Genomic DNA, 14,471 nt, shown 5'->3' on the forward strand with positions numbered 1-14,471 from the left:
ATGCTCAGCGCGTCGTCACTTTATGCAGCGATCGATTTAGGGTCTAACAGCTTTCATATGTTGGTGGTGCGCGAAGTCTCTGGCAGTATTCAGACCGTCGCAAAAATTAAGCGCAAGGTTCGCCTTGCTGCCGGTCTGGATAAAAATAACCTGTTGTCAGCCGACGCGATGTCGCGTGGCTGGCAATGCCTCAGACTCTTCTCTGAACAACTGCAGGATATTCCCCCCGATCAGATTCGCGTGGTGGCGACCGCCACGCTGCGTCTGGCTGCCAATGCGCAGACCTTCCTCGACACCGCCCAGCAGATTCTCGGCTGTACCATCAACGTCATCAGCGGTGAAGAAGAGGCGCGCCTGATTTATCAGGGCGTGGCCCACACTACCGGCGGTTCCGACAAGCGCTTAGTGGTCGATATCGGCGGCGGCAGTACCGAACTGGCTACCGGCGACGGCTCACACGCATCCGTGTTGTTCAGTCTGTCGATGGGCTGTGTGACGTGGCTGGAGCGCTTCTTCAGCGATCGTCATCTGGCAAAAGAGAACTTCGACCAGGCTGAGCAGGCGGCCCGTGAGATGATCCAGCCGATTGCCGCGCAGCTGCGTGCGCAGGGCTGGCAGGCCTGTGTCGGTGCATCCGGCACGGTTCAGGCGCTGCAGGAGATCATGGTGGCGCAGGGTATGGATGAGCGCATCACGCTGAATAAACTGCAGCAGCTGAAACAGCGCGCCATTCAGTGCGGCAAACTGGAAGAGCTGGAAATCGAAGGACTGACGCTGGAACGGGCGCTGGTGTTTCCGAGCGGCCTGTCGATCCTGATCGCTATCTTCCAGGAACTCAGCATTGATAGCATGACACTGGCAGGCGGCGCCCTGCGCGAAGGACTGGTTTACGGCATGCTTCATCTGCCGATTGACCGCGATATCCGTACTCGTACGCTGCACAATGTCCAGCGCCGTTTCAGCATCGATGTCGAACAGGCAGACCGCGTGCGTCAGCTGGCAGAGAGCTTTTTCCGTCAGGTTTCCACACCGTGGAAGCTGGATCAGCGCTGTCGTGAGCTGCTGCTCAGCGCCTGCGCGATCCACGAAATTGGCCTGAGCGTCGACTTCCGTCATGCGCCACAGCATGCGGCGTATCTGGTGCGTCACCTCGATCTGCCTGGCTTCACACCGGCGCAGAAGAAGTTGCTGGCCTGTTTACTGCAAAATCAGAGCGGCAGCATCGATCTGGCATTGCTGACTCAGCAAAACGCGCTGCCGCCGCGTCTGGCGGAACGGATGTGCCGTCTGCTGCGGCTGGCGATTATTTTCTCCACCCGCCGTCGCGATGACACCCTGCCTGCAGTGCGGCTACTGGCAGACGATGATGCCCTGCATCTGACCCTGCCCGCAGGCTGGCTGGAGGCGCATCCGCTGCGCAGCGAACTGCTGGAGCAGGAAAGCCACTATCAGTCTTACGTCCACTGGTTGTTAACCCTGTCGTAATAGCACCCGCGTGAGGCGAATTTCCTTCGCCTCCTGCGAGGTTTAACTCTTCTTCGCTTTATCCAGCATCGCTCTCAATCCGGCGACCCGACTCTGCCCGGTTTTCATCCGCTCTTCCGCACTGACCACTTTGCGCTCGGTCTCCCATTGCAAATCGTCCTGCGGCAGCTCAAGCAGGAAACGACTCGGTTCTGGCCGGATTAACTCGCCATACTGCCGGCGTTCGCGACAGAGGGTAAAGGTCAGTTCTTTCTGCGCCCGCGTGATCCCCACGTAAGCCAGGCGACGCTCCTCTTCGATGTTGTTCTCATCGATGCTGCTCTGATGCGGCAGCAGCCCCTCTTCCATGCCCACCAGGAACACATAGGGGAACTCCAGCCCTTTAGAGGCGTGCAGCGTCATCAGTTGCACCTGATCCAGCTCTTCATCGCTTTCACCACGCTCCATCATGTCGCGCAGGGTAAAGCGCGTCACCACCTGCGCCAGCGTCATTGGCTCATCGATATCGCTGCCTTCCAGCATTTCAGTCATCCACTGAAACAGCGTGTTGACGTTTTTCATCCGCATTTCGGCGGCTTTCGGGCTGCCGGAGGTTTCGAACAGCCAGCTTTCGTAGTCGATGCCGCGAATCAAATCGCGGACGGCATTCACCGGCTCTCGTTCGCTCAGCTGGATAATCTCATTCAGCCAGTGGGTGAAGCGCTGCAGATGCTCCAGACCACGGCCGCTCAGCGTCTGCCCCAGACCGACATCAAAACTGGCGTTAAACAGACTCTTGCTGCGCAGGTTGGCCCATTCACCGAGCTTCTGCAGCGTGGCCGGGCCAATCTCGCGGCGCGGCGTATTAACGATGCGCAGAAACGCGCTGTCATCCTCAGGATTGGTCAGCACACGCAGATAGGCGAGCAGATCTTTAATCTCCGGCCGGGAGAAGAAGGAGGTGCCGCCAGAGATGCGATAGGGGATGCGGTTCTGCATCAGAAACTTTTCAAAGGTCCGTGACTGATGGTTGCCGCGATACAGAATCGCGTAATCTTTGTACTGCGTGCGGTTAATAAAGTGATGCGCGATCAGTTCACCGGTGACCCGCTCCGCCTCATGCTCTTCGCTGTTGGCGGTCAGCACTTTCAGCTCGCTGCCCTGCCCCAGCTCCGAAAAGAGCCGCTTCTCAAAGACATGCGGATTATTGGCAATCAGGATATTGGCCGCCTTCAGGATGCGCTGCGAAGAACGGTAGTTCTGCTCCAGCTTCACCACCTCCAGCGCCGGGAAATCCTGATTCAGCAGCACCAGATTCTGCGGCCGTGCGCCGCGCCAGGAGTAAATCGACTGGTCATCGTCGCCGACTACCGTGAAGCGCGCGCGTGCGCCAACCAGCAGCTTAACCAGCTCATACTGGCTGGTGTTGGTGTCCTGATACTCATCCACCAGCAGATAGCGGATACGCTGCTGCCAGCGCTCACGCACTTCCTGATTACGCTGCAGCAGCAGCGTCGGCAGCAGGATCAGGTCATCAAAGTCCAGCACGTTGCACGCCTTGAGATGCTGACTATAGAGGGCATAGCAGTGGGCAAAGATATTATCCTGCTGTGATTTCGCCTGCGCAGCAGCGCCCTGCGGATCGATCAGATCGTTTTTCCAGTTAGAGATGGTGGAGATAAGCTGCTGCAACAGCGTCTTATCCTCTTCCAGCCACTCTTTGGTCAGCTCTTTCAGCAGGGCGAGCTGATCCTGATCGTCGAACAGCGAGAAGTTCGACTTCATGCCCAGCGCCGCCGTTTCGCGTTTGATGATCTCCAGTCCCAGCGTATGGAAGGTTGAGATCAGCAGGCCGCGCGCCTCTTTGCGGCCCAGCGTCTGCGCCACACGCTCTTTCATTTCGCGCGAGGCTTTATTGGTAAAGGTCACCGCAGCGATGTGGCGCGCCTGATAACCGCATTCACGAATCAGGTGGGCGATTTTCTTGGTAATTACGCGGGTTTTGCCCGATCCCGCGCCCGCCAGCACCAGACAGGGACCGGTAACAAATTCGACGGCACGTTGTTGGCTGGGGTTTAAACGCATAGGAGAAATCGCCTGATTGAATCAAAAGAAAGGGGTTTATACTGGGCGGCAATTATACACAACCGAGATACCAACATGGCGAAAACCGCGGCGGCTTTACACATCCTGATCAAAGAGGAAGCGCTGGCAAAAGAGATTCTGGCGAAACTGGCGAAAGGCGGCAATTTTCAGGAGCTGGCAAAGAAGCACTCTACCTGTCCTTCCGGCCGGAAGGGGGGCGATCTGGGCGAGTTCCGGCAGGGACAGATGGTGCCAGCCTTTGATAAAGCGGTCTTTACCTGCCCGCTGCTGACGCCTTACGGGCCGGTAAAGACCGGCTTTGGTTATCACATTATCAAAGTGCTTTACCGCAACTAGTTACTTCTTCTGTTTCATCTGCTGCAGGACGTTGCTGCACTGGTTGTCTTCGTTATCACTTGGGGAGATCAGTGCCAGCAGCGCCGCTGCCGGACCGACGACTGCACCCAGTGCCACGGCAGCGGCACCGCGGGCCAGCAGTGGCCCCGTTTTCACGCCCGCATCAGGATTTTTAAAGGTGCCACGCACGTAAAGCGGGGAGCGCAGCGTCACGATGCGGATGCCTTTACTCTCCGGATTCACCGACAGATCCAGCCGCTCACTGGCGAAGTTCGCATTACCTGACACATTGATAATCGCGTTCTCGGTATCAAACACAAACAGGTTAGGCGTCGCCACACCGTTCTGCAGTTTAAGATCGGTCGCGGCGCAGTTGATACGCACCTGGTCATCGCCAAACAGTTTGCCCACCACGTAGTTACCGACGTTGAGTCCGGCAATCTCCATCAGGCTGCGGCTGATCAGTCCATCATTCATCAGCAGCTTAAGCTGACCGTTGCTGGTCGCCAGCAGATCGGCCACTGAGTTACCGGTGCCGGTAAAGCTGGCATCGCCATTGAGCTGACCACGGCTGTTCTTCATTGCGTCCACCGTTGGGAAGAGCTGACGCAGCTGCAGCTTACGGACATGAAGGTCAACCCGGCCACGCATCGGCGAGCGATCGCCCTCCAGTCGGATGGTGCTGTTAAGACTGCCGCCTGCCACACCAAAGCGCAGCGGATCCAGCAGCAGATCGCCGTTTTTCAGCTGTAAGTGGGTATAGAGATCGCTTAACGGCAGGGAATTACTGTGTTCGATTCGTTTGCCGCTGAACTTCACATCGGCATCCATCACGTCCCAGTTTTTGGTCTCAAATTTATCATGCGGCAGCACGCGGTCGGCGGGCTGATTCGATTTCTCACCGCGACGGGCTTTGGCCTGCGCGGTTTTTTCGCTGCCTTTGCCTGAGTCCACGCCAATCAGCGGCCCCAGATCGGCCATACGCAGCTGCTCCGAAGTTAGTTCGCCGGTCAGCGTCGGACGGGGTTTGCCCTGCGTGTAAATCAGCGAGCCATGAATATCGCTGTCGCCAATGTGTCCGTTGAATTTCTCATAGCGGTAGACCGCACCCTTTTCGCCATTGAATTTCGCAATCAGATGGCCATCAGTTTCATAAGGCGGTGTGTCAGGCAACAGGACACCGGTCAGACCATAGAGATTCGCCAGCGTATCGCCTGCGAAGCGCAGCCGCACGTTAAGCCCGCCGAGGTTCATCGGATCCTGCAACCCGCCCGTCACCTGCACGCGCGTGGAGCCGTTGCGCACATCGGCCTGAATCGGGAACGGAGTGTTCTGGCTGCGCAGCGACAGCATGCCACCGATTTTGCCGTCGCCACTGAGTTTCTCGTTGTTATAGGTGCCACTGGCTTTCCAGCCAAAGACAAAATCGCCCGCGCCCTTCTGCTGGTCATCGCCTCCGGCAATCTGCGCATAAGGCACTGGTTTACCCAGCGGATTGACCTGCACCGTCACATCCGCACGGTTAACGGCATCGCGATAACGGATTTGTCCCTGATCAAACAGAATATTATCCAGACGGAAGGACCAGGCAGACGGCGCGGCATTCTTCTCGTCTTTGTCACTATTGGCCAGGGTAAAGGTCCAGTTGTTCTTTTTATCTGCGGTCTGGATCAGCCGGGCATCAGGCCGCTGCAGCTTAATCCACGGGATAAACAGCTCTTTATGCAGCAGCGACAACGGTGACAGCGTGGCATCCACACGTTGCAAATGCACCATCGTGACGTCAGGAATGTCTGGCGGATTGCCCAGCATGATATCTTCCGCGTGCACCTGCGGCCACGGCACCCAGCGCCGCCAGCCTGCCTCGTCGCGATTTCTTGCCCAGTCGATACCCAAATCTCCCCGTATCGCAAAGGGACGGTTTAATTCGGCAGAGACTTTCTGATTGATGGTGGGCTTCAGGCGATTCCAGTCAAAGGTGGCGATGACGACGATAATCACCACGATTAATAACACCAGAATTCCTGCTACCCAGCTGACTATTTTCCCGGTACGCGACATTACGCTTTCTCCTTGCACATTCACGGTCTGCGTTAAAGATAGTCGAGACGGCGAGCAACGGCATCAGGGAAGCTGGATAGTGAGATGATTCAGTTCAGAAAATGGGACAGGCCGCGAAAAGTAGTAGCCCTGGGCCGCGATAGCGGGGGACGCTTTCACCTGCTGCCACTGCGCTTCCGTCTCAACGCCTTCAACAATGACGCCGTTACAGTAGCGATTGATCAGCGCCAGCAGCATCGAAAACAGGCTGCGCCCTTCATCGGTGGTGCCCAGCAAAACAAACAGGTCGCGCGAGAGCTTGATGTAATCATAGTTGAGCTGGGTCAGCGCCGAGAAATTGGCCATACCCGAACCGAAATCGTCCAGCCACAGCGCCCCCAGCTCAGGAATTTTCGCCACTTTCTCCTCCTGCGGCAGCACCTGATGCTCGGTGAGTTCAAAGCGTAACCAGGGCAGCCGGGCAATAAGCTGGCGAATAGCAGGTCGATGCTGAATGGCGAGCAGTGAGGGGCCGTCTATGTTGACCGAGGCGACCACATCATTGCGTTCAAAAAATGCAGTCCATTCTGCGAGCAGTTCAAGCTGCTCATACACGACGTTCAGGCGCTGAGCGATGTCGAGTCCGGCAAACCAGGCTTCAGGCGAGAGATTACGTTCCGGCGCCATGGGATGATAAACGGCGGTCAGCAGTTCAATGGCGAGTAACCGACCGGTTACCCGATAGATCGGCTGAAACCGATAGCGTCGATGACATTGTTGCCAGAAGAGCGGCGTTTCCGTGTGGAGATTAAGGTCGGTTGAAGACGGCAGCCATTGGCTAATACTCTCCATCACCATGCTATTTTCCTGGTTGGTAACACGTCCCCAAAACGGGAGACTGAAGTGATTATCGTAAATGCCTGTGATAATGAGATGAATGGAGCGGCCGTATGAAAACGGGAAGTTTACCAGCCGATTCGTTAGCATAATCGGTAAAACAGGCCGAAATTAGCCGCTCTTATCGCCCGGATCGGGGCCTTTCAGCGCCTTAAGTTAAATTAAAACACCGTTTTAAAATCATTGACGTCTGCCATACCAGACGCGAGACTAAGGCGATATTTCACTACAGGTCTGAAACCATGACGCAGAAGAAAATCGCCATCATCGGCGAATGCATGATTGAGCTGTCCGAAAAGGGTGAGAACATTAAGCGAGGCTTTGGCGGCGATACCCTTAACACGGCCGTTTATCTCGCCCGCCAGGTTGATGAGCAGCAGTTACGGGTCGATTATGTTACCGCGCTGGGCACGGATTCGTTCAGCGATCAGATGATCGCCGCCTGGCAGCAGGAGAAGGTGAATACGGACCTGATTCAGCGCCTCGATAATAAGATGCCGGGCCTGTATGTGATTGAAACCGATGCCGACGGCGAGCGTACCTTCTGGTACTGGCGCAGTGATGCTGCCGCGCGTTACTGGCTCGACAGCCCGCAATCCGCAGAGATAGCCGAACAGCTGTCGCACTACGATTATCTCTACCTTAGCGGCATCAGTCTGGCGATTCTGCCGCCGGCAAGCCGTGAGAAGCTGATGGCATTGCTGGCCCGCTGCCGGGCGAATGGCGGCAGGGTGATTTTTGATAACAATTACCGCCCGCGTTTATGGGCCGATCGCGCCAGCGCGCAGGCTGCGTATCGCGCCATGCTCAACTGTACCGATATCGCTTTCCTGACGCTGGATGATGAACATCTGCTGTGGGGCGAGCAGCCGCTCGATGACGTTATTGCGCGTACCCGTCAGGCCGGTGCCAGCGAAATCGTCATTAAGCGGGGTGCAGAATCCTGTCTGGTCGCTATCGGCGATGCGCCGCTGATCGAGGTGCCTGCGGTACATCTGGCGAAGGAGAAAGTGATCGATACGACTGCCGCTGGCGATTCATTCAGTGCCGGATATCTGGCGCGTCGTCTGACGGGTGCCTCAGCGGAGGCCGCCGCGCAGCGCGGACACCTGACCGCCAGCACCGTGATTCAGCATCGCGGCGCGATTATTCCGGCAACGGCGATGCCTGAGTGATGCTGTAGCAGTTAGCGTCGTAAAGATCGATCTGCGAATGTAGATGACGGAAAATGCGCCCCTGGGCGCATTTTTTAGCTTTGGGCATTCATGCCTCTTACGCACAAAGCGGCTGACTGAACTGCATCTGATAGAGCCGCGCATACGCGCCGTTCTGTTGCAGCAGCTGCTGATGCGAGCCGCGTTCCACAATTCTCCCCTCTTCAATCAGCAGAATTTCATCTGCCTTTTCAATGGTTGAGAGCCGGTGAGCGATGATCAGCGTGGTCCGGTTCTGCTGTAGTGTTTCCAGCGCAGACTGAATCGCGCGTTCAGACTCGGTGTCCAGGGCCGAGGTCGCTTCGTCGAGGATCAGAATCGGGCTGTCGCGCAACAGGGCGCGGGCAATCGCGATGCGCTGACGCTGTCCACCCGACAGCAGCACCCCATTTTCCCCAATCACCGTATCCAGTCCGTTATCCATTTTATTAATGAATTCCATGGCATGAGCCATCTCTGCCGCCTTTTCAATTTCCTCGCGGCGGAAAACATCGGTGCGGGCATAGGCAATGTTGTTGGCGACCGTATCGTTGAACAGGTGAACATGCTGAGAGACCAGCGCCATCTGCTCGCGCAGCGAGGCCAGGGTATAATCACGCAGGTCATGCCCATCCAGCAAAATTTCGCCGCTATCGATGTCGTAAAAGCGCGTCAGCAGGCTGGCGAGGGTCGATTTCCCTGAACCGGAACGGCCGACCAGCGCTACGGTTTTACCGGCGGGAAGGGTCAGATTGATATGCTGCAGCGCCGGGGTTTCCGATCCCGGATAGGTAAAGGTGACGTCGCGAAATTCAATGTTGCCGGTGGCGCGTTTAACCACGCGTGTACCTTCGTCTTTCTCCTGTTCCGTATCCAGAATCGCAAACAGTGTCTGACAGGCCGCCATGCCGCGCTGGAACTGGGCATTGACGTTGGTCAGCGACTTTAACGGACGCATCAGCATCAGCATGGCGGAAAACACCGCGCTGATGGAGCCCGCCGTCAGCGTGGCCATCACCGAGGGGAAGCTGGCCGCATAAAGCACAAAGGCGAGTGCCGAGGAGGCGAGTAGCTGAATAATCGGATCGGAGAGCGAAGTCGCCGAGACCATTTTCATTCCCTGGTGACGCATTTTGTTGCTGACCTGGCCGAAGCGGTCGGTCTCAACCTGCTGACCGCCGAACATCAGCACCTCTTTATGGCCTTTCAGCATCTGCTCTGCATGAGAGGTCACCTGCCCCATGGTGTTCTGCATATTTTTGCTGATGCGGCGGAAGCGCCGGGAGACGATGCGGATCGCCAGCGACACAATCGGTGCCAGCACCAGCAGGATCAGAGAAAGCTGCCAGCTGTAGTAGAACATCATCACAAACAGGCCAAGAATCGAGGCCCCTTCACGTACTACCGTGACCAGCGATCCGGAAGAGGAAGACGCGACCTGTTCGCAGTCGTAGCTGATACGGGAGAGCAGCGTGCCGGTTGATTGCTGATCAAAGAACGATACCGGCATACCCATCATGTGACTGAACAGCCGACGACGCAGGGTCATGACCACTTTGCCTGACACCCAGGAGATGCAGTAGCTGGAGATATAGCCGCTGACGCCGCGGATCAGGATCAGCCCGATAATCACCAGCGGCATCCAGACCAGAATGCCGTGGTTATTTTTGCCAATCACATCGTCCAGCAGCGTCTTCAGTAACGTCAGCATAAACGGGTCTATAGCAGCATTGACGATCAGGGCAACACCCGCAACCAGCAGTCCCAGCCTGAAAGGAGAAACTGTCGGCCACAGGCGACCAAAGGTTTGTCTGGTAGAGAGATCGGTATCAAACATGAGATGCATCTTACCGTTGTGAACAGACGGATGATGTTATGTTAAACCGCATCAACCAACAGGAAACTGCCTCGTGGTAAATGATGCCGACCATTCCCAAATGAGACTGGCACATTCATCTCAGCATTGAGGCGGAGCTCACTCTGTCACTAAAAGCATTATGTCGCCTTAACAGCAAACAGCGTGATATCCGGTAAATTGCGGCTAAAAAAGCGGCCCGTGCCAGCCATTTACCTTAAGCTGAAAATTAGTGGTTAATAACAGACACTCTGCGGCAACCCCCGTTAACCCCTCTTATAATTTATTGATTAAAATTAATCCTTTACGCAGAAAGATCTCTTTCCAGGCATAGTCCGAATCTGGTCAGATTCGCCCTTTTCGGATGGACGACCGCCTGAAAAAAGACCATCTTTTAATCAAAAGACAGCAGGACGCTGTTCTCTCCGGCCGCGAACAAAACAATTAAAATATTCCCCGCATCAGGATCTATTTATGCACACAGAAATTATTAATATCTGGCCACACGGTGATGCGCCAGGCGCCAGCGACTCCCGCGCCGAACCGCAGATTGTCGATATGGCAAAAGAGTATGAGCCTTACGATCGCGCCGCGACCGGCGTGCGTTGCCCGGAGATGGCGATCTGGCATCCGGTCGAATCCAACGGCATTACCCTGCTGGTTGCACCGGGCGGTGGCTATCAGCGTGTAATGATCGATCGTGAAGGCAGCGCGCTGGCGACCTTCTTTACCTCCATGGGCTATACCCTGGCGGTCATGACCTATCGCCTGCCCTACGACGGGCATCACGAAGGCCCCGATGCGCCGCTGGCCGATGCACAGCGCGCGGTTCGCGTCCTGCGCGATCGGGCACAGCGCGGCCTGAACGGTAAATACATTGTGATGATGGGCTTTTCGGCAGGTGGCCACGTGGCAGCCAGTCTGGGAACGCGTTTCGCAGAGAAACTCTATCCGGTGCAGGATGGCGCTGAAAACTTCTCGCCGCGTCCGGATGCGATGGTACTGGTCTATCCCCTGATCAGCATGCGTGACGGCATCGCCCATGAAGGTGCCAGAACCCGCCTGCTGGGTGCGTGGCCGGATCAGAAAACGATTGAAGCCTACTCAATGGAAACCCGGGTTCATCCGCTGGTGCCGCCGACGCTGTTAATCCACGCCGCCGACGATGATGATGTCTCCGTGAATCACAGCATGGCGTTTTTCGGCGCGCTGCGTGAGCACAAGGTTCCGGCAGAGGTGCATTTCTATCAGAAAGGCGGGCACGGATTTGGTATCCGTGGCGTGGCAGATTTGCCCCTCGCCAGCTGGCCGATGTTAGTGACCGAGTGGCTCAGGGCAAAAACCTGACGTTACGCGGCGGGCGGAACGTCTTTGACGTTGCTATCCGGTGGACTGGCTTCATTGCTGGTCGCCGGTGCTGCTGATGGGGACATCACTTTGTCCCAGCTATTTTGCAGGCTCTTCACGTTGGTTTCTGCTTCGCCTTCCGGCTGAATCAGAACCATCATCAGTTCCTGCGTCAGCTGCTGGCGCAGCTCCTGGTTCAGCTGTTCACGGGTCAGGCCGGCCAGGAAAGTCTGACGCAGCTTCTGATACTGCTCAGGTGCGATATCGACCACGGCGTTCTGCTGCGAGCGCAGGCGCTGACTCATCAGCACATCGGTGTCGGTGCGGGCATACGTGGTAAACAGCTTGTTCAGCTCCAGCAGCTTCTGCGCCATCAGCGCATCAAACTCCTCCTGCGGTAAACCTTTATCACGCACGTTTGCCAGCTCACGCGCCACCAGATTCATATTCTGCGCCAGATTTTCATTGCGCCCATCCAGGTTGATCGAGCACTGCGCACGCTGATAGAGCACGCGGCAGTCAAATCCGACCTGGATGCCCTGCGCCTTACTGTCACTCAGCGCACGCTGGACATGCCAGAACAGCGCTTCACGAGCCAGATCGCCCTGCCAGTAACGCTGCAGATTCTGAGAGTCACGAATCGGCTGCCACGGCGTATCCCACACCAGTGAGAGGCGATCCTGGGTCATGTTGCTGCTGACCAGGTTGACCGGCTCATGCGGCAACGGCGACAGGGTGGGCAGTGGCGCAGGGGTTTCACGTTTGCCGGTTAACGCCGAGAAGGTTTTGTTGATCTGTTCAGAGAGGTTACGGCTGTCGACGTTGCCTACCACGTAGAGCGTCATCGCATCCGGGGTATACCACTGATGATAAAAATCGCTGAGCTGAGTTAAATCGACCGGCGCACGCGGCTGCGCGGCGGGATCGTGCGCCAGCAGCGCGGAGCCTTTCAGGCGGTAACGCCACCAGACATCCTGCGGATCTTTCGGCCAGGTCGCCACCGGATCGGAAGCGGCCAGCGCGGTGTTAACCACCTCTTCAGTGATCGCCATATTGCCTGCCGTGGCCGCCAGCCAGTTCAGCGCTTCTTTCAGCAGCTCAGGGCGGTTATTCGGCAGACTCAGATTATATTGGGTGGAATCATAGGAGGCGATGACGGGCGGCAGCGGATGCTGAGGATCCATCGCCTGTTGCCATAGCGCGCGCTGCTGCTGCGTATCGAGCGCCGTGTTATGCACCATCGCCAGACGCGACAGCAGATGGCTGAAGCCGGTCTGTTGCGCACTTTCCACCAGCGAACCGGTGTTCACCACCAGACGCAGTTCAATGCGGTCACTGGGGCGCTGCGGTGTGGCCAGTAACTGCCAGTTAAATCCATTATCCAGCTTGCCTTCCTGCCAGGCCGGATCCGGTTGCAGCGTTTCTGCCTGGAGACCAAAGCTGCCTGCCAGCACTAATCCACCAACCAAAAGCCGAATTCTGGTGCCCTGCATGTGAACCCCTACTCAAATAATTCAAATATCGTTATCACTGGCGCATATTGCCGCTGTTATTAACGAATCGGCTGGCGCCGAATCGCGCTGTTATCCAACAACAGAGTGTTTGACCACAGGAAGCTCAGGATGTCGCGCAACGAAGTGAAAAACGTCAAAAAAAACAAGTGGGGTTCATTATGCAAATGCCCGCTGTCAGGGCAAGCGACAGCGGGCATTTGTGGGGATTTAAGTGAAATTCAATGATTAAATTGAAGATTCAGACGCTTTATTCTCCTTATTACGGCCTGCCAGCGTGTCGGTCAGCTGTTTATGATCCAGCTGATCGACCCACTTCGCGACCACCACGGTCGCCACACCGTTACCGATCAGGTTAGTCAGCGCACGGGCTTCGGACATAAAGCGGTCAATACCGAGTATCAGCGCCAGACCCGCCACCGGCAGATGTCCTACCGCAGAGAGCGTCGCCGCCAGTACGATAAATCCGCTTCCGGTTACCCCCGCTGCGCCTTTCGAGGAGAGCAGCAGCACCACCAGCAGCGTAATCTGATGGAAGATATCCATGTGCGCATTGGTCGCCTGAGCGATAAACACCGCCGCCATGGTCAGGTAAATCGAGGTGCCGTCGAGGTTAAAGGAGTAACCGGTGGGGATCACCAGCCCGACCACTGATTTTTTACAGCCCAGTTTCTCCATCTTATCCAGCATACGCGGCAGCGCAGACTCGGAAGAGGAAGTCCCCAGCACAATCAGCAGCTCTTCTTTGATATAGGCAATGAACTTAAAGATGCTGAATCCGGCAAACAGACGCGCAATCAGCCCCAGCACGATCACCACAAACAGCACGCAGGTGATGTAGAAGCAGATAATCAGCTGGCCGAGCTGCACCAGTGATCCCACGCCATATTTACCGATAGTGAACGCCATTGCGCCAAATGCCCCTATCGGTGCCAGACGCATGATCATGTTAATAATGCCGAAAATCACTTTTGAGAAATTTTCAATCACGTTGAAAATCAGCGTGCCGGTATTACCCAGGCGATGCAGGGCAAAACCAAACAGAATGGCGAACAGCAATACCTGCAGAATGTTGCCGCTGGCAAAGGCGCCAATCACGCTGTTAGGAATAATATCCAGCAGGAAGGGAACGATGCCCTGCTGTTCTGCCTGCTGGGCGTACATCGCCACGGCTTTAGCGTCCAGCGTGGCAGGATCAACGTTCATCCCCGCACCTGGCTGCACGACGTTCACCACGATCAGGCCGATAATCAGCGCGATGGTGCTGACAATTTCAAAATAGAGCAGGGCTACTGCGCCGGTCCGCCCTACCGCTTTCATGCTTTCCATGCCAGCGATGCCGGTCACCACGGTACAGAAAATCACCGGGGCGATAATCATCTTGATTAATTTAACAAAGCCATCTCCCAGCGGCTTCATCTGAGTCCCTAACTCCGGGTAAAAATGGCCTAACAAAACGCCGATGCCAATCGCCATCAGCACCTGGAAGTAAAGGCTTTTAAAAAGTGAGGTTTTCATAAACAGGTGTCCACTAACGCCGTGAGGTGATGTTGTCGGATTCGTTATTGTGACTGGCGGGCAACAGAGGTGGCGCCTGACAGTAACCCGAAAATAACACTCTGTTTACGTGATTAATACAGGGTGACAAACGCCCAGGAAACCCTGGGATCGTAATTCTGAACTGAAACGCTTCAGCAAGGGGTTTTGTAACTAAAATTCTCG

Annotated in this window: 10 protein-coding genes; 4 read left to right on the top strand and 6 right to left on the bottom strand. The window is 56.1% G+C overall.

Annotation, left to right across the window (positions count from 1 at the left end; translation table 11 throughout):
• On the top strand, positions 1 to 1,485 hold the full coding sequence (gene gppA, locus EGO56_RS18530) for a guanosine-5'-triphosphate,3'-diphosphate diphosphatase (RefSeq protein WP_135910467.1): 1,485 nt from the start codon (positions 1 to 3) through the stop codon (positions 1,483 to 1,485).
• 42 nt (positions 1,486 to 1,527) lie between these two features.
• On the opposite strand, the gene rep is transcribed toward gppA, so the two are convergent.
• Positions 1,528 to 3,549 carry a DNA helicase Rep gene (gene rep, locus EGO56_RS18535; RefSeq protein WP_135910468.1) on the bottom strand — a complete coding sequence of 674 codons (2,022 nt, stop codon included), beginning with the start codon at positions 3,547 to 3,549 and terminating at the stop codon, positions 1,528 to 1,530.
• Positions 3,550 to 3,624: 75 nt separating this feature from the next.
• On the opposite strand from rep, the gene ppiC reads away from it, so the two are divergent.
• A complete protein-coding gene (gene ppiC, locus EGO56_RS18540; protein WP_135910469.1) occupies positions 3,625 to 3,906 on the top strand; it encodes a peptidylprolyl isomerase PpiC in 282 nt (93 codons plus the stop codon).
• Here the strand turns inward: ppiC and EGO56_RS18545 are convergent, their stop codons facing one another.
• Entirely contained in the window at positions 3,907 to 5,967 is a 2,061-nt protein-coding gene (locus EGO56_RS18545; RefSeq protein WP_135910470.1) for an AsmA family protein, read from the bottom strand.
• A gap of 63 nt (positions 5,968 to 6,030) precedes the next feature.
• Positions 6,031 to 6,804, bottom strand: a complete 774-nt coding sequence (pdeH, locus tag EGO56_RS18550) for a cyclic-guanylate-specific phosphodiesterase (RefSeq protein ID WP_095706409.1) — start codon at positions 6,802 to 6,804, stop codon at positions 6,031 to 6,033.
• A gap of 281 nt (positions 6,805 to 7,085) precedes the next feature.
• Between pdeH and kdgK the strand changes: the two genes are divergently transcribed.
• Entirely contained in the window at positions 7,086 to 8,018 is a 933-nt protein-coding gene (gene kdgK, locus EGO56_RS18555) for a 2-dehydro-3-deoxygluconokinase (protein ID WP_135910471.1), read from the top strand.
• Positions 8,019 to 8,115: 97 nt separating this feature from the next.
• Here kdgK and msbA read toward each other — a convergent pair whose 3' ends face one another.
• On the bottom strand, positions 8,116 to 9,873 hold the full coding sequence (gene msbA / locus EGO56_RS18560) for a lipid A ABC transporter ATP-binding protein/permease MsbA (protein WP_420371894.1): 1,758 nt from the start codon (positions 9,871 to 9,873) through the stop codon (positions 8,116 to 8,118).
• A gap of 492 nt (positions 9,874 to 10,365) precedes the next feature.
• Between msbA and EGO56_RS18565 the strand changes: the two genes are divergently transcribed.
• Positions 10,366 to 11,238: an alpha/beta hydrolase gene (locus EGO56_RS18565; RefSeq protein WP_013359660.1), complete on the top strand. Its 873-nt coding sequence runs from the start codon at positions 10,366 to 10,368 to the stop codon at positions 11,236 to 11,238.
• A gap of 2 nt (positions 11,239 to 11,240) precedes the next feature.
• Here EGO56_RS18565 and EGO56_RS18570 read toward each other — a convergent pair whose 3' ends face one another.
• Together EGO56_RS18570 and EGO56_RS18580 are read right to left on the bottom strand one after the other, a co-directional pair.
• The gene (locus EGO56_RS18570) at positions 11,241 to 12,731 is read right to left on the bottom strand and encodes a M16 family metallopeptidase (protein ID WP_033734794.1); all 1,491 of its coding nucleotides are present in this window, start codon (positions 12,729 to 12,731) and stop codon (positions 11,241 to 11,243) included.
• Between the two features lie 246 nt (positions 12,732 to 12,977).
• Complete coding sequence (locus EGO56_RS18580) at positions 12,978 to 14,267, bottom strand: dicarboxylate/amino acid:cation symporter (RefSeq protein WP_013359658.1); 1,290 nt, start codon at positions 14,265 to 14,267, stop codon at positions 12,978 to 12,980.
• Positions 14,268 to 14,471: the final 204 nt, after the last annotated feature.

The sequence above is a fragment of the Pantoea vagans genome (assembly GCF_004792415.1).
Taxonomy (GTDB): Bacteria; Pseudomonadota; Gammaproteobacteria; order Enterobacterales; family Enterobacteriaceae; genus Pantoea; species Pantoea vagans.